Source organism: Marinobacter vinifirmus, assembly GCF_002258215.1.
Taxonomy (GTDB): domain Bacteria; phylum Pseudomonadota; class Gammaproteobacteria; order Pseudomonadales; family Oleiphilaceae; genus Marinobacter; species Marinobacter vinifirmus.
This window is the reverse complement of the sequence record NZ_NEFY01000002.1, coordinates 205,666-221,516: the sequence shown is the minus strand read 5'-3', so window position 1 is coordinate 221,516 and position 15,851 is coordinate 205,666. Positions and strand designations below refer to the sequence as shown.

13 protein-coding genes are annotated in these 15,851 nt (G+C 56.7%); 12 read left to right on the top strand and 1 reads right to left on the bottom strand.

Features of this window, described 5'->3' with window-relative positions; translation table 11 throughout:
• Positions 1-15: 15 nt before the first annotated feature.
• Positions 16-927, bottom strand: coding sequence for an XrtA system polysaccharide deacetylase (locus B9Q17_RS03430; protein ID WP_244177299.1), 912 nt, complete (start codon positions 925-927; stop codon positions 16-18).
• Between the two features lie 257 nt (positions 928-1,184).
• On the opposite strand from B9Q17_RS03430, the gene B9Q17_RS03425 reads away from it, so the two are divergent.
• Genes B9Q17_RS03425 through B9Q17_RS03370 form a run of 12 tightly spaced genes read left to right on the top strand, consistent with a single transcriptional unit; the run spans position 1,185 to position 15,851 of the window.
• On the top strand, positions 1,185-2,585 hold the full coding sequence (locus B9Q17_RS03425; protein WP_094624119.1) for a TIGR03013 family XrtA/PEP-CTERM system glycosyltransferase: 1,401 nt from the start codon (positions 1,185-1,187) through the stop codon (positions 2,583-2,585).
• A 36-nt stretch (positions 2,586-2,621) separates the two neighbouring features.
• Complete coding sequence (locus tag B9Q17_RS03420; protein ID WP_244177298.1) at positions 2,622-3,260, top strand: XrtA/PEP-CTERM system exopolysaccharide export protein; 639 nt, start codon at positions 2,622-2,624, stop codon at positions 3,258-3,260.
• On the top strand, positions 3,260-4,831 hold the full coding sequence (locus B9Q17_RS03415) for an XrtA system polysaccharide chain length determinant (RefSeq protein WP_058340771.1): 1,572 nt from the start codon (positions 3,260-3,262) through the stop codon (positions 4,829-4,831). The genes B9Q17_RS03420 and B9Q17_RS03415 overlap by 1 nt, the downstream gene beginning before the upstream one ends.
• Entirely contained in the window at positions 4,831-5,706 is an 876-nt protein-coding gene (locus tag B9Q17_RS03410; protein WP_094624118.1) for a P-loop NTPase family protein, read from the top strand. Before B9Q17_RS03415 ends, B9Q17_RS03410 begins: the two co-directional genes overlap by 1 nt.
• 4 nt (positions 5,707-5,710) lie before the next feature.
• Positions 5,711-7,057: a hypothetical protein gene (locus B9Q17_RS03405; RefSeq protein ID WP_094624117.1), complete on the top strand. Its 1,347-nt coding sequence runs from the start codon at positions 5,711-5,713 to the stop codon at positions 7,055-7,057.
• 23 nt (positions 7,058-7,080) lie between these two features.
• A complete protein-coding gene (locus B9Q17_RS03400; RefSeq protein ID WP_094624116.1) occupies positions 7,081-8,076 on the top strand; it encodes a polysaccharide deacetylase family protein in 996 nt (331 codons plus the stop codon).
• Entirely contained in the window at positions 8,073-9,899 is a 1,827-nt protein-coding gene (locus B9Q17_RS03395) for a carbamoyltransferase family protein (protein WP_094624115.1), read from the top strand. The genes B9Q17_RS03400 and B9Q17_RS03395 overlap by 4 nt, the downstream gene beginning before the upstream one ends.
• Positions 9,900-9,925: 26 nt before the next feature.
• Positions 9,926-11,050: a GNAT family N-acetyltransferase gene (locus tag B9Q17_RS03390; protein ID WP_167373006.1), complete on the top strand. Its 1,125-nt coding sequence runs from the start codon at positions 9,926-9,928 to the stop codon at positions 11,048-11,050.
• Positions 11,047-12,171, top strand: a complete 1,125-nt coding sequence (locus B9Q17_RS03385) for a FemAB family XrtA/PEP-CTERM system-associated protein (protein WP_244177297.1) — start codon at positions 11,047-11,049, stop codon at positions 12,169-12,171. Before B9Q17_RS03390 ends, B9Q17_RS03385 begins: the two co-directional genes overlap by 4 nt.
• On the top strand, positions 12,168-13,346 hold the full coding sequence (locus B9Q17_RS03380; protein ID WP_244177296.1) for a glycosyltransferase family 2 protein: 1,179 nt from the start codon (positions 12,168-12,170) through the stop codon (positions 13,344-13,346). Before B9Q17_RS03385 ends, B9Q17_RS03380 begins: the two co-directional genes overlap by 4 nt.
• Entirely contained in the window at positions 13,346-14,695 is a 1,350-nt protein-coding gene (locus tag B9Q17_RS03375; protein WP_094624114.1) for an O-antigen ligase family protein, read from the top strand. The genes B9Q17_RS03380 and B9Q17_RS03375 overlap by 1 nt, the downstream gene beginning before the upstream one ends.
• A complete protein-coding gene (locus B9Q17_RS03370) occupies positions 14,688-15,851 on the top strand; it encodes a glycosyltransferase family 4 protein (RefSeq protein WP_094624113.1) in 1,164 nt (387 codons plus the stop codon). The genes B9Q17_RS03375 and B9Q17_RS03370 overlap by 8 nt, the downstream gene beginning before the upstream one ends.

The window sequence follows — 15,851 nt, the reverse complement described above, 5'->3', positions numbered from 1 at the left end:
ATTCCTGTGGAATACTCAGGCTATGCCGAGAATCTGCCGGGTGCTGAGGGTTTGCCGCTCCGGGCTGTAGGCGCGGAAGCTCTCGCTGACGGTGCTGAAGCGGAAATCCTTCAGCAGTTGCTCCAGCCGCTGCTCGCACTTGTCCAGATTGGTGTAGTGGCGGAACCGGGAAAACCAGCTGGCGTTATTAAACCTGGGTTGCTCCGGGTCGACCTCCCAGGGATGGAGATAGAACATCTGGGGGCGATGGCCGTTGCCGGAGGCGTTGTTGAACAGATAGCGGAACAGCGGGTATGGGAACTGGCGGAAATAGCCGCCACCCGCTGCCGGAACCGGTAAGCCGAGTACCCGAGCCGTGGTTAGCGGAAATTCCTGTAACAAAGCCCCGTTTTCCGTGCGAATGGTGTAGGGCGCTCGGGGTGAGCCGGGGATACCGTAGTTATCATGCCTGACCGGAAAGATGCTGGAGTCCCAGCGAAAACCGCATTCAGCAAGGATGTCGAGGGCCCACAGCGAATCCTTGGTGATGGAATAGCTGGCGGCCCGGTAGCCTTGCACCGCTTTGCCGGTAAGGTCTTCAAGAAGGGCTTTGGAACGCCGGGTTTCCTGCAGGAAGGTTTCCGGAGATTGCCGGTAAATCAGCTGGTGACTGTAGCCGTGGGAAGCAATCTCATGGCCTGCGCGATCAATCTCCCGAACCAGTTCCGGGTAGTGTTCCGCCACCCAGCCCAGCACAAAGAACGTTGCCTTGACTTGGTGCCGTTCAAACAGATCAAGAAGCTTGCGGGTGTTCTGTTCCACACGGGAAGGCAAGGTTGGCCACTGTTCCGGTTTTATTACACCGGATAGCGCTGCCACGTGGAAATAATCTTCCACATCTATGCTCATGGCGTGTAGCGGCTGGTCAGACGGCATCCGGTCTGGCATAGGAGTTCCTTCCCTGTATGGCTTGCACCGATTTTCACCTACAGCTGGCTTGAAAACAATCAATCCCTGATAAATATTAAAGACAAAAGTTAAAACAATGTAAAAAGATGTTACAAAAAGATACAATCGGCTTGAGCTTGGCAGGAGCCAGGCGCAGAATGAAAATTGTACAAAAAGGGAACAGTTTCGCGATGGCGATGCTGTAAACAGGTTGCGTTGTCGTTGGCAGTTTCCGGCAGCCGACAAGGAAGTTTAACGTGTCCTATATACGTTTCCGAAAACATTACCTCCAAATACCGTACCTGGTATTGGCGGTGCTTGAATTTGCAGTTCTGCTTGGCATATTCGTGGTGCTGGCGGTAGCCTACCCGTTCGCGGGAGGTCAGGCTGCGCCTGAGGATGTGTACTCGTCAGTACTGTTTGCCGGCATTCTGAGCCTGGGCACCCTGGCCATGGGTGGCTACACCGGTATTGTCCAGGAAACCGTCGCCCAGCTGTATTTCCGCACCCTCGTTGCCTACTGTTTCCTGGGCGGCATCGGCCTGATGCTTGTCTATGCCTTCCTTCCGGACCTCGACCCGGGCAGCACCAATCTGTTCTGGGCCATCCTCTTGTGTTCCTTTGCCGTGATCATGCTTCGCCGCAGCTTCTCGGCGCTGGTGGATTCTGAAAAGCTCGTGCGCCGTGTTGTTATCTTTGGTTCCGGAGACTACGCAGCCTGGATGCTGGCGGAATACGACCGCAACATGCGGGCGCTGGGCGTTCGTATCCTTGGGTGCGTCTCGGATTCCGCCTCTCCCGTGGTTTCGGCTGACCGCTTGATTACCGCGCCCGCAGATTTCTACCAGTATTGCCGGCAAAACCGTATCTCGGAAATTGTCGTGCTGCAGCAAGAGCGTCGGAAAGCTGAAGGCGGCTGGTTACCGGTTCCGGAGCTGATGGAATGCAAATTGCGGGGTGTTGCGGTCACCAACGGGATCGATTTTTACGAGCGGGAGCTGAAAAAGGTCAAGCTGGACCTGGTGCACCCGTCCTGGATTGTTTTCTCCGAGGGTTTTCAGGCGTCACGGCGCCAGCAATGGACCAAGCGGATTGTGGATCTCACCCTTGGATTATTCCTGCTGATTATCACCCTGCCGTTCATGGTATTTACCGCCATCGCGATCCTGCTGGAAACCGGTCGCCCCATTATCTACAGCCAGACCCGGGTCGGCCTGCTGGGCCGGGAGTTCCGCATTTTCAAGTTCCGCAGTATGCGCCAGGACGCCGAAAAAGATGGTAAGGCCCAGTGGGCTTCCGCCAACGACAGCCGGGTTACCCGGGTTGGCGCATTCATCCGCAACACCCGGCTTGATGAACTGCCACAGATTTACAACGTGATTCGCGGCGATATGAGCATTGTCGGCCCGCGGCCCGAGCGCCCCGAGTTTGTCTCGGAGTTGCGGGAAAAGATCCCGTATTACGACACCCGTCACTATGTTCGGCCTGGCCTGATGGGGTGGGCTCAACTTAAATATCCTTATGGGGCCTCGGTAGAGGATGCCAGGGGGAAGCTGGAATACGACCTGTATTACTCGAAAAACCGCAGCCTGCTGATGGATTTCCTGATTATGATCCAGACGGCAGAAGTAGTACTGCTTGGAAAAGGTGTGCGCTGACACAGCCGCAATAAAAAAGGGAACGGGAGGTTCTACATGAATGCCTTGGTTGTAATCAGAAACGGAGTACTGGCCCTGTTTGCGGTGATGCTGGCCGCCTGCTCGGCTTTGCCACCCTCGGAAACCATGCCACCAGCTTCGGAGCTGGAGCCGGAAGCCTACGAAATCGGCGTTGGCGATACCGTAACCGTGCATGTGTGGCGTAACCCTGAGCTCGGGCAGTCCATTACGGTGCGCCCCGATGGCTATATCTCGTTGCCTCTCATGGGAGACGTAAAGGCCGAGGGTAAGCGGCCGGAAGAGCTGGCCTCAGAAATTACCCTGGGCCTGGCAGACTACATCCGCACACCGGAAGTGACCGTGATGGTGACCAATCCGGTGAGCAAGGAATTCCGCAACCGCATTCGTATTACCGGGCAAGTGATGTCGCCCCAGTCGGTGGCGTTCCAGCCGGGCATGACCGTGCTTGACCTGGTTCTGCTGGCGGGTGGGCTGACAGACTTCGCCGCCGATGGCCGGGCAACGCTGACCCGCATGATTGACGGCCAGTACCAGAGCTACAGCCTGGACCTGGGCGCCATGCTGAAAGATGGCGATATGAGTGCCAATCACGCCCTGCAGCCAGGGGATGTGATCAGCGTTCCCAGAAAGCAGCTGTTCCGCGGTGAACTCTGATGGATCTCCAGCTCCTTCTTGATACGCTGCGTGCGGTAAAGCTGGAGCTGTACCGCAAGCGGGTTATGGCGGCGGTGATCTTTATGCTGGTGACGGCCGGCGTGTTGGCCGTGGCCTTTGTGACACCTAAAACCTATACCTCCCATGCCGTGCTCTATGCCGACCAGAGCAGTGTGCTGCAGCCGCTTTTGCGGGGCCAGGCGGAAGTATCGCAACTGGACCGTATCAACGAGGCCCGGGAGCTGATCCAGAGCCGGACTTTCCTGGAACAGGTGGCGGCAGACACCGGCCTGATCACCGGCATGGAGCCGGACCAGCAGCGCAATGCCGCGATTGCAACGTTGCGCAAGCAGGTGAATCTCAGGGTAACCAACCGGAGTTTTCTGGAGCTGACCTACAGCAGCGGGGAGCCGGACCAGTCGTTCCAGGTGCTGAGTGCAGTACTGAACCGTTTCCTTGAACGCACGGCGCGCAAGAAGCGTTCAGAAAGCCAGGGCGCGTTCGAGTTTATTGATTCACAGGTGAAGGCCTACCAGCGCCAGCTCGAAGAAGCCGAGCAGCGGCTGAAGGAGTTCCGGGTTCGTAACCAGGATGGAACCGAGGGCAATGTCACGGCTCGGATCGAGCGCCTGCGCGGTGATATCGAAACCCTGAAACTGGAGATTGAACAGACCGAATCCCAGGTGGAACTGACTCGTGCCCAGCTGGCCGAAGAGCAGCCGGTACGACGCATTACGCTCAATGCCGGTCAATCCTCAGCAGAGCGACGGCTGGCAGCGTTGCGGCAGGAGCGGGACAGCCTGCTGCTGCAATATCACGAGAAGCACCCGGATGTAGTCTCGGTCCTTGGGCAGATTGAAGACCTTCAGCGCCAGATAGCCACCCAGCCCGCCCAGGAGCGGGAAGGTGCCCTGACCGAAGTAATGGAAAACCCGGTATACGAAAGCCTGAAGTTGCAGCTGGCTGAAAGCACTACACGGCTGGCGGGGCAGAAAAACCGGCTGACATCTTTGCAGGCCCTGCTGGATGAAGCCTTCCAGCGTGGTGAAAGGGTTGCGGCGAACCAGGCCGAACTGAGTGAACTGACCCGGGATTACGACGTTACCCGGGAAGTCTATGAAGATATGTTGCAGCGCCGTGAGAAGGCAAGGTTGACCATGACCCTGGACGTACAGGGAGAGGGGGTCAGCTACAAGATCCAGGAGCCCGCATCCTATCCAGTGTCCTGGGATGGCCTGCAACTCTATCAGGTTGGGATTGCCGGGCCATTCCTGGGCAGTGCAACGGTACTTGGCTTGCTGGTGATGCTGGTGATGTTCGATCAGCGGGTACGCTCGCCCCGGACACTCCAGTTGGCGCTGCCGCCTGCGATACCGGTGCTGGCTACCATTCCACACTACAGCAGTTCATGGAAAGACCGTTTGCTTCGCAAAGATGTGATTGGTCTGCTGTTTATTCTGGGGATCTTTATGGCCGGCTACCTTGCGTTTTTGCTATTCAGTGTAATGGGCGTAACGCCGGAACAGCTGGTGCGTAAAGTCAGCGAGCTGCTTGGCAGTGGGGGCGCTTGATGGACGACAACAAACTCTACAAAGCGCTGTTGAAAAGCCAGGAAGAGCGGCGCCAGCATAAGGCTCAACCCGGGGAGGCCCGTTCCGAAGAGCAATTCCGGAAGGAGAGGCCGTTTGCCGGCACCCAGCGCCGGATTCCGGACCTGGGCCCCATTGTTACAGACGCAGCAGACCACCGCCCAACGGTTTACGACCCTGCCTTGTCACTGGGGATGATTGCCAATCCCAAACCCTGGACCCAGCAGCAGCTCCGGGAAAAGAAAATCATCTATCCGGGCATGCCCGACAAGCGGGTGATGGATGCCTACCGGGAGCTGCGTATCCAGCTCAGAAACCGGGCTGGCGACAAGGGCTTTACTGTGATGTACAGCAGCCTTGGCAATGATTCCGGCTCGGTGCTGACCGCCTACAACCTGGCGTCAGCGTTTGCCATGGACGCCCACACCTCTGCTCTGTTGGTGGACTGCGATCCTCACGACAATGCACTGCCGGCATTGGTCTCATCGAAAATGGGCAGTGGTGTGACGGATTACGTGGCGGATGCAAAGGTGGATATCAAGTCCATTCTGTACCCCAGCGGTGTAGACCGGTTAACGGTAGTACCGGCAGGTACCCGGGTGTCCCATGCAGTGGAGCTGTTCGCAGCGGCGCGTATGCGTGACCTGATGCAAGAGCTCAAGCACCGTTACCCGGACCGCTGCATTGTCCTTAACACGCCGCCTATCCGGCGCAGTACCGAGGCCCGCATTCTGGAGCGGTTTGCCGACCAGATCGTGTTTGGCGTGCCTTTTGGCGATGTGACAGCAGAAACAGCTGCGGAATGCGTGGATGCGGTTGATCCGCAGAAATTCGCCGGTCTGGTTTTCCAGGAGTGAAGCCATGAAGCTCAGGGAAGAAAGGTTCAGATTGTTAGTTGCCCCGCTGTCATGCGCAGCGGTGGTTCTAAGTGCCCCGGTGGTGGCCCAGTCATTGTCGGACACGATAGAGAGTGTGTCCGGTTCGGCCTCGGCCTATGGCGAAGCCGTGCATACCCGAATGGATACCGCCGATGGCCGACGCAACAACACCAAGCCCGGGGCGGGTGTGTCCGGCCAGGTGGGGGGCGCTCTGAGAAGTGGTGCCAATCATTTATCGTTGAATTACGGTGGCAGCCTGTCTACCAGCAGAGATCTGCCGTCCGGAGACCAGACCGATTCCAGCTCGGTAAACGGTGCGGCCCGCTACGACTACGCAACGTCTGCCAACCCCCTGGATTTCAATCTTGGCCACAGCATCCAGTCTGTCCGTAACAACACCGGTTTCCTGTTGAACGCCGGCGACTACGATACCCGGAATACCCTGACCGGCGGGGCCGGGCTTACTTTCCAGCCCGGCGAAGTGTCTTCCCTGAGACTGGCTGGCCAAGCGGGAAAAAGCTACGGCAGTGGCGACCTCAATGATTCCGAGTCCCAGACGGTCAGCGCCGATTTCTCGCGCCGGTTGACCGAGCGATCTACGGCGGGCCTGAGTGCCCGTCGTAGTTGGGCTGATGATGCGGGTGTTGATACCACCATCGACAACGCAGAGCTGAATTACAGCCTGTACCTTGAGAACGGTTTTTTCAGCATCGGCGCGGGTAAGAGCTGGTCTGAAGCCGACTACCCGGGGCAGTCAACCCAGGAAAGTGACGCCATGACTGGTTTCCTGACCCGAACCTGGGCAGGCCCGGAATCCACCACCTCCGTGGAGTACAACCGGCGGTTATCAGACAGTACAACGGATCTGTCCTTGAACCTTCCGCCTCAGTTTGCCTTTCTGCCAGACACCATAGAGCTCCGGGAACTGGTGGTGAGTGATGCGGTTTTGGTTTCCCATAACACTAGCAAACTCTGTGATGTGTGCAGCTTGGGGGCCACCGCTCAGGTCGAGCGGCTGGAATCCGAGCTTTCGGGCGCAACCACTTACAACTACGGCGCGGCCCTGAATCTAGGCGTGGATATCACAAACCTGCACCAGCTGACGGCCTCCTACAGCTGGCAGGCGGATTCCGGAATTGAAACCGGGCGTATTGACGAGCAGAGGCATCAGTTGATTCTTGGCGTTAGCCGCCGGCTGGCGGAAGACGTGCGAATGGGGTTGCAGCTGCGACAAAGCTGGGTCCGGCGCAAAGCGGAAAATGCTGACCAGGAACAGTATGCCGTCCGACTGTTTATCGCCAAAGATTTCAGCCTGACGTCAACACGTTGAACCACCACGGACAGAAGGGAATCATGTTCGACAACAAACGCTACATCGAACTTGCAAAGGAAACGCCGCCGCAATTGCTGGTGGTGATCGATACCGAGGAAGAGTTCGACTGGAAGGCCGAGCCGGATGCATTTGAAGACCGGGTCACTGCCATGGACTGTATCGACCGGGTGCAGGATATTTTCAACGACTACGGCATTCAGCCCTGCTACGTGATCGATTATCCCATCGCCAGCAAAGTTCAGGGTTATCGGAAACTGCGGGACTATGCGGAGCAGGGCCTGTGTGAGATTGGCGCCCATCTGCACCCCTGGGTGAACCCGCCCCAGACAGAGGAACTTACGCGGCCGAATACCTACCCGGGTAACCTGCCGGAACCCCTGGAACGGGAAAAGCTGACGGTTCTGAAGGAAACCATTCGCCAGAACCTGGGCGTAGCGCCCGTAGCCTACAAGGCGGGGCGATACGGTTTCGGCCCCAACACCGGGCAGATTCTTCGGGATCTGGGATTCAGTATCGATCTTTCCGTATGCCCGCCGCTGGATTCCCGCGCAGATGGCGGCCCGGACTATCGCCGCTTCGATGCGCGGCCGTTCTGGTTCGGGCCGGCAGGACAACCGCTGCTGGAAATTCCCTGTACCGGTGGGTTTATCGGCTGGGCCAGACCCGCCGCCGTGCCGCTGTATGAGCTGGCAACCCGAATGATCCGCTTCAAGGCGCCGGGCATTCTTTCCCGGGCCGGTGCGGTCGACCGCCTGATGCTGTCACCTGAAGGCTTTACGCCGGATGAACACGTGAAACTGACCAAAGCCCTTTACCGCCAAGGGGTGCGAACCTTCACCTGGAGTTTTCACAGCCCGAGTGTCGTGCCCGGCAACACCACCTACGTTCAGGATGAACAGCAGCTGGAGCAGTTCCTGGCGAGCTTCCGGCAGTATTTCGATTTTTTCTTTAATGATCTGGGCGGCAAGGCGACCACGCCAACTCGTCTGCGTACCCTTATGGAGAGCATGGTATGAAAGTTCTCGGGATTTCCCCCCTGGACAAGGATTCAACCGTTGCCATTGTTGAAGATGGTGAAATTCTGTTCGCCGCAGGGGAAGAACGTTTTTCCCGCACCAAGCAGCAGGACGGCTTTCCCCAGCTGGCGCTGGAGGCGGCACTGGATTACACCGGCCTGCAAATGCAGGATTTTGACCTGGTGTGCTATCCATTTCTCACCTGGGAAAACGAACAGAAGCTCTTCCACAAGAACCTGGAAGACGAGAAAACCTTTATCAAAGGCTTTCAGCCCGCGGACCTGAGCAGGCAGGTAAAGGAAGCGCTGGAGAAGGTGCCGGATCGCAATCAGCCCATTCATGGCCTGGAACATCCCAATGCCATCATGGAAAAGAGCTTTTTACACAGCTCGTTTTACAGCATGGCGGGGGCCCAGAAACTGGCTTCCAACAACGCCGCGTTCAAGGCATCGCGCCAGTGGGGTGAGGCTGCAACCGAGAGCTTCAAACGCTGGGAGCAGGATCTTAATAACGGACTGGCCGAAAATGGCTGGACCAAACCAGTCAAACGCATGGATCACCACCTTTCCCATGCCGCCAACAGTTTTCTATGCAGCGGGTTTGACCGTGCTCTGTGTGTGACCCTGGATGGCTACGGCTCAGGATTGGCCGGTTCCGTCAGCGAGGCCAGTAACGGCAAGATCAAACGCCTCCATGGCCTGCCGTTTCCGAATTCCCTCGGCACACTGTACGAGCATGTCACCTCAAGCCTCGGCTTCAAGCCCAGCCGCCATGAAGGGAAGATCGTGGGGCTGGCTTCATACGGTGATCCGTCCATTCTGGGGGACATCCTTCTGGGCCGGATTGAGCAAACGCCCGGGGACTTCCGAATCTACGAAGCCAATAACGTGTATTTCTCCCGTTACCTGGCGAGCCGGTTCCCGAAGATCGACGTGGCGGCGGCCTATCAGTATGTGCTGGAGCAAGTGGCTTGCAACTACGTTCGCCACTGGGTTCAGAAAACCGGTATCGACACGTTGGTGTTGTCTGGTGGTGTGACTGCAAACGTCAAGCTGAACCAGCGGTTGTTTGAGATTGAAGGGGTCAATCACATCTTCGTGTACCCGAATATGGGTGATGGCGGCTGCGGCACCGGTGCTGCGCTTTATCACAGCTGGCCAGGCGGTATTAAGCCGTCAATTTCCAGCGCCTATTTTGGCCCGGACTTCCCGGAGGCGCAGCTTGAAAAGGCATTGCAGGCCGAGGGCCTGAGTTTCTCCCGGCCAGAACACCTGGCGGCAGAAGTGGCTGCGCTGATCCACAGCGGACAGGTGGTGGCCCGCTTTGATGGCCGCATGGAATATGGCCCGAGGGCGCTGGGCAATCGCTCCATCATGTATCACGCCCGGGAGCCGGAAGTGAACCAGTGGCTGAACAAACGCCTGGGCCGCACCGAGTTTATGCCCTTTGCGCCGGTGACCTTGTACGAGGCCAGGGAGCGCTGTTATCACAACATCAAAGGTGCAGAACACGCGGCTGAATTCATGACCATCACCTTCGACTGCACCGAGTTTATGCGGGAAAACTGTCCGGCAGCAGTGCATGTAGACGGCACGGCCAGGCCGCAACTGATCAGTCGTGAAGTTAACCCGGGTTACTACGAAATCCTGAAAGAGTACGAGAAGCTAAGTGGCATTCCGAGCCTGATTAACACCAGCTTTAACATGCACGAAGAGCCGATTGTCAGTAGCCCGGAAGATGCCGTCAGGGCCTTCTTGCAGGGGGCGCTGGATTATCTGGTGATGGGGCCGTACCTGGTGAAACATCCGAGCCCGAAGCACTGAACGCGCCATGGAGCAGGATGCGTTATATGAACTCTGAACGGTTGCAGGTTGTTCGCTACCCGGTTGCTGACCTTGAGCGGCTGGAAGCGCTTTGGCGCGACCTGGAAGGCCGGGCTTCGCCAACCGTGTTTTTGTCCTGGCAATGGCTGGGGCATTGGCTGGCGGTTTATGAACCTCAGGCGCAGGTTCTCGAAGTAACCCAAGGCGATCGGGTAGTGGGCCTTGGCATTGTGGTGCAGACGGAAGAGCGGCGCCATGGTGTGCTCCGTTCCAACTGCCTGCGACTGCACCAGACCGGGCACCGGCAACAAGACCAGATCTGGATTGAGTATAACGGGTTCCTTGCAGAGCAGGGCATGGAAGCGTCAGTTGCGGCCGCGTGCCTGCAGCACCTCTGTAACGATATGCCCCAGTGGGATGAATTCATTGTCGGCGCTATAGATGCCGAAGAGGCCCGCCACTACGCCGAGCTTACCGGCCTCTTCGCCCATCTGCGATGGGAAGCGCCCTGTTACGGGGTAGACCTGGATGCCTTGCGCCGCAGCGGTCAGCATTACCTGGATACCCTGACGCGAAACACTCGTTACCAGATCAATCGATCTCACCGGCTTTATGAAGCGTGGGGCGCTGTGGAGCTGGTGCGGCCGGATTCCGCCGAAGAAGCCGTGGCCATCTTTGACAGCATCGGGCCGTTACACCTGAACCGCTGGGGTGCAGGCCCGGACCAGAGCGGCTACGCAAACCCGGATTTTGTACGTTTCCACCGCAGCCTGATTCAGGACCAATGGGCCAGCGGCGGTGTCGATCTGGTTTCGGTTAAGGCCGGAGACGACATGATCGCCTCCTTCTACAACCTGCTCTACGACCAGAAGGTGTATTTCTATCTGGGCGGGATGAAGACCGAGCCCGACAACCGCTACAAGCCCGGTTTGTTGGGCCACAGCCTGTGCATTGAAGATTACCGCCACCACGGATTCCATTATTACGACTTTATGGGAGGCGACGAGCGCTATAAAACCCAGTTGGGAGCCCTTCATAAACAGCTGGTGCAGGTGTCGCTGCAGCGGGACCGCTTCAAGCTGAAGCTGGAAGATGTGATGCGTAAAGCCCGTAACCGGCTCCTTCCCGAGGCTGGAGGGAGGCTGAAATGACGGTGATGGCGATGGCTGATGTCACCGGGCATAAACAGACGCTACCCGCTGATGTGAAAGTGGAGCGTTGCGGGGATGTGGAGCGAAGCGCCTACCAGAATTTTGTGGCTTCCCATCCACACGCGACGGCTTATCACAATATTGCCTGGCTGGACGCGGTGGAGCAGGCATACGGCCACCCATGCTGGGTAGTCACCGCATGGCGCGGGCACCGTCTGGTTGCGGTACTACCGGTTTGCCAGTTGCGCCGCATTGGCGGTGGCTCCCTGGTGTCTTTGCCGTTCTGCGACCTGGCGGGCCCCCTGTATGAGACCGCCGAAGGCGAATCGGCCCTGAAAGCCGGCGTTCGAACCCTGCTCTCCGAGTTGGGTGCAAGCACCCTGGAAGTGCGGCGCAGAGGGCCGGCACTCTGCGAACAGGATATCGCCGAACTGGAGCAGCTGAAAAGCAACCGCAAAGTCAGCATGGTTGCTTTTTTACCGGAGTCTTCCGAACGGCTATTTGCCAGTTATAAACCCAAACTGCGCAGTCAGATTCGTAAAGCGGAAAAAAATGGCCTGACAGCCGAAGTGATTACCGGTGCCTCCGGAATCGACGCCTTCTACCCGGTGTTCGCCGCCAACATGCGGCGCCTCGGCTCTCCGGTTCACGGCAGGGAGTGGTTTGATGCCCTGAAAACTGCCTACGACGACCGCCTGCTGGTGGGCATTGTTCGTCTTGAAAATGAGGTAGTGGGTGCCGGCATCGTGCTGGTGCAGGGCAAGACCGCCTGCATCCCCTGGGCGTCCACCCTGGCGGAATACAACCACCTGGCGCCGAACATGCTGTTGTACTGGACGCTACTGAGTTACCTGACTGATTCCGGGTGCAGACAGTTCGATTTCGGCCGGTCCTCTTTCGGCGAAGGCACCTATCGCTTCAAAAAACAGTGGGGTGCAGAGCCGGTGGCGCTGGACTGGCAAAAATGGCAACCGGATGGTTCGGTGCTTCAGTCCCCGGCTACTGAACCGGGGCTGCTGGCAAAGAAACTTCGAAGCTGGATTGAAACCTGCTGGCGGATGATGCCACTGCAGCTGGCCAACCGGCTGGGGCCGAAGTTAAGGAAACATATCAGCTTATGATGTCGACATTGTTAGTGATCACCGTTGTGAGCCTGCTGGTGCCGGTCTATGTATATGCCGGATACCCGGCCATGCTCTGGTTTTTCACCCGGGGCTACCCGGCGCGGACCCACCGGATTGGTGACATCACACCGACCGTGAGCCTGATTATCTCGTGTTACAACGAAGCGCCGGTTATCCGCGCCAAGCTCGATAACACGCTGGCGCTGGATTACCCGCGCGATAAGCTGATGATTCTGGTGGTGTCTGATGGCTCTGATGACGGCACCGATGACATCGTTCGCGAGTATCAGGGGCAGGGCGTGCGGCTGATCCGCCAGGAGGGCCGGCTTGGTAAAACCATGGGCCTGAACCTGGCCATGGAAAGCGTGGACACCGACCTGGTGGTATTCAGCGACGCCAATGCCATGTACGCCGCCGATGCCATCACCAAACTGGCACGCAACTTTGCCGACCTGGATGTGGGTTACGCCGTAGGAGCGGCGCTCTACACCGACGGCGACGCAGGAGCCAGCGCCAGAAATGAGAATTTGTACTGGCGCTATGAAATGGCGATTAAGCAGATGGAGTCTCGCCTGCACTCGGTGGTCGGCGGAGATGGTGCCATCTATGTCATTCGCACCCGCCTGTGGGAGCCACTGCAACCAAAAGACATCAACGACTTTGTGAACCCGTTGCAGATAATAGCCAAGGGTTACCGCGGCGTGTTTGATGCTGAAGCCCGGTGCTTTGAAGAGACCGCCGGTGAATTCGACAAGGAAATCGCACGTAAAGAGCGCATTGTTAACCGCAGCATTCGCGGCCTGATGCGGGTGACGTCCACCATGAATCCGTTCAGGGCAGGGGTGTTTGCCTGGGAGGTTATCTCCCACAAGCTGCTGCGCTGGCTGATACCGCTGTTCTTGCTAACCGGAACAGTCGGTAGCGTACTACTGGCGCTGGTGGGTTTCCGGCTCTTTCAGCTCATCACCCTGGGCGCTGCTGTGCTGCTGATTCTGGCCTGTGCCGGCCACCTGAGCAAAGACAAAAACGCAATGCCGGCCTGGCTCTCCACACCCTATTACTTCGTGATGGTCAATCTCTATGCGGTCCGAGGGATTGTGAAAGCCTTGCGGGGAGAAACCCAGGTTACCTGGAACAGTGCCAGGCCGGTTAACGGCCGGGAGCAGAGCTGATGTCCAAGTTTGCGCTGCTGTTTTTGTTGGTGTTCTTTGGCGGGATTGTGGCTGCGTTGATGTATAGCGGCACGGCAGCGTTTGTGTTGTATCAGCTGGTCTATTTTCTGAATCCGGATGATCGGTGGTGGTCGGCGTCGATTCCGGGCTTGAGATACTCCCTGATTAGTGCGTTATTGATGATGTTCGCACTAACGCTTAAATACCGTGAATACTCAGCTCTGAGCCCATGGCTGAAAATGCCAGCATTCAAATGGATGGTTTTGCTTGCTCTGATGTATTACGCGGTTCATTTAGTTGCCGTTAACCCAGCGTTGCATGACAAATTCACTTTTGATTTCACCAAACTCATCATCATCGTTTTGGTGGCTTACAAGCTGGTTACAACTGAAAAGGCTCTCGATGCCTGCCTTTCGGCCTACGTGGTTGGTTGTACTTACATCGGTTACCTTGCACATATTACTGGTAGGAATTATCAAGGCAGGGTAGAAGGGATAGGACTCGCAGATGCTCCGGACGCTAACGATACGGCCGCCGCTTTGGTTCCGGCTGCAGCAATTCTGATGTATTTCGCATGGGTGTCCAGCAAGAAAATTAAAATTCTTGTTCTAGTGTGTGGCGCGTTGATTGCAAATGGAATTGTACTAATAAACAGTCGCGGTTCCTTTCTAGGGATAGTCGCCAGCTTAACAGTTTTTTTGTTTTTCATGGTTTTTTCGCGTTTTCAACGCCCAGGACAACGGTCTGCCGCAATTTTCATGATCTTACTTGCTTTGTCCGGTGGTCTCTATGTGGCTGATGATTTGTTCTGGGAAAGGATGAGCACCCTCCAGTCTGAAGATAGATCTGAAAGTGGGGCGAGTCGGACAGCATTTTGGATGGTCACTTTTGAGATGATGGACGATCACCCATTTGGTGTTGGTGCCTTTGGATATCAAGCACTCTCGCCCCTATACATGGATGAAGAAACTCGTGGAGGGTTGGAGCATCGAGCCGTACATTCGCTGTGGTTTCAGGGATTGTCTGAGGTTGGCTGGATAGGTTTGGCGTTGTTCGTGGCTATGCTTGTGTCGATTTACAGGCTCTCAAGTAAAGCAAAGAGGTTTGTTGTTGAACAACGTAACAATAATGCCTATTTCAAGATCTTGGCTCTGGAGTGCGCTCTGTTTGGGTATTTAGTGGCCGGAAGCTTTATTGACAGATTTCGTGCCGAGATTCTGTATTGGATGATTCTTTTTCTAGCGGTCGCAATCAATGTTTTCTACCTTCAGAAACGGCATGAAGATAGAGATGTGGGCAGGGGGCTAGGGAGCACGAGAATAAGCAGGGATGGCTATGAGAATGAATAAGATAAATGTGTTGCAGTTTATCACGCCTGCCGGCTTCTACGGGGCAGAGCGCTGGGTACTGGCACTGGCCAATAATATTGATACAACTGCCGTGAACTGCGACCTGGCCGTCACCCGTGAGAGCGCAGACCAGGATCTCACAGTGGCCGAGCAGTACCCGACGAGTGAGGGACAGAAGGTTCACTACCTGGATATGAACGGCCGGTTCGATGCGAGGGTAATTAAAGAGCTATGCCGGGTGATTCGCGAAAGGAACATCCACATCATCCACACCCATGGTTATAAATCGGACATCCTCGGCCTGATTGCCGCCCGCCGCACCGGAATACAGTGCGTCAGCACACCGCACGGGTTTTCCGGGAAGGTGGGGTTCAAGCTGAGTGCTTTTATAAAGGTTGGAACTTTTATGCTGCGGTATTTTGACCAGGTGGTGCCGCTTTCGGAAGAGCTGGTTCAGGATATGGCACGGTTTGGTATGCCTGCCGCCAGAACCCGTTTTATTCGGAATGGTGTTGATCTAACCGAGATTGATGCGTTCAGAGCCGGTGAGGCAGGGCGTCCGGGAGCCAATGAGTCTGCGCACCGGACCATTGGCTTTATCGGCCAGATGATTCCCCGCAAGGGAATTCCTGATCTGCTTGCGGTGTTTGATGCTCTGTACCAGACAGATAATCGCCTGCGCCTTCAGTTGCTGGGCGATGGCGCCCAAAGGGCAGAGCTGGAGGCTCAGGCCAGTAAGATGGCGAGTGAGAGCGCCGTTGAATTTCTAGGCTTTCGCAGTGATCGCCTGAACCTGCTTTCCCGTTTCGACCTTTTCGTGATGACCTCCTCCCTGGAGGGCATTCCCCGCTGCATGATGGAAGCCATGGCTATGGGAATTCCCGTGATTGCCTATGATATTCCCGGGGTTGATCAGCTGGTTGAGCATGAAAAAACCGGGTTACTCGCTCCCCTGGGAGATCGTGAGTCACTGGTCGAGTGTTGCAGCCGAGTGTTGAACGACAAGGAATTAGCCGAATCACTTACCCGGAATGCCCGTGAGATGGTTAAAGAGCGTTACTCCGCCGCTCGCATGGCTCAGGAGTATGAAACTTTGTTTTCCAATCTGCTGAACGGGACTGTCGGAGAGCCAGTATCGGTCAGGAGGGCAGGCTGA

Coding starts and splice junctions, on each gene's coding strand:
- B9Q17_RS03400 (WP_094624116.1), top strand. CDS start 7,081: ATGTTCGACAACAAACGCTACATCGAACTTGCAAAGGAAACGCCGCCG.
- B9Q17_RS03380 (WP_244177296.1), top strand. CDS start 12,168: ATGATGTCGACATTGTTAGTGATCACCGTTGTGAGCCTGCTGGTGCCG.
- B9Q17_RS03370 (WP_094624113.1), top strand. CDS start 14,688: ATGAATAAGATAAATGTGTTGCAGTTTATCACGCCTGCCGGCTTCTAC.
- B9Q17_RS03395 (WP_094624115.1), top strand. CDS start 8,073: ATGAAAGTTCTCGGGATTTCCCCCCTGGACAAGGATTCAACCGTTGCC.
- B9Q17_RS03385 (WP_244177297.1), top strand. CDS start 11,047: ATGACGGTGATGGCGATGGCTGATGTCACCGGGCATAAACAGACGCTA.
- B9Q17_RS03390 (WP_167373006.1), top strand. CDS start 9,926: ATGAACTCTGAACGGTTGCAGGTTGTTCGCTACCCGGTTGCTGACCTT.
- B9Q17_RS03405 (WP_094624117.1), top strand. CDS start 5,711: ATGAAGCTCAGGGAAGAAAGGTTCAGATTGTTAGTTGCCCCGCTGTCA.
- B9Q17_RS03410 (WP_094624118.1), top strand. CDS start 4,831: ATGGACGACAACAAACTCTACAAAGCGCTGTTGAAAAGCCAGGAAGAG.
- B9Q17_RS03420 (WP_244177298.1), top strand. CDS start 2,622: ATGAATGCCTTGGTTGTAATCAGAAACGGAGTACTGGCCCTGTTTGCG.
- B9Q17_RS03375 (WP_094624114.1), top strand. CDS start 13,346: ATGTCCAAGTTTGCGCTGCTGTTTTTGTTGGTGTTCTTTGGCGGGATT.
- B9Q17_RS03430 (WP_244177299.1), bottom strand. CDS start 927: ATGCCAGACCGGATGCCGTCTGACCAGCCGCTACACGCCATGAGCATA.
- B9Q17_RS03415 (WP_058340771.1), top strand. CDS start 3,260: ATGGATCTCCAGCTCCTTCTTGATACGCTGCGTGCGGTAAAGCTGGAG.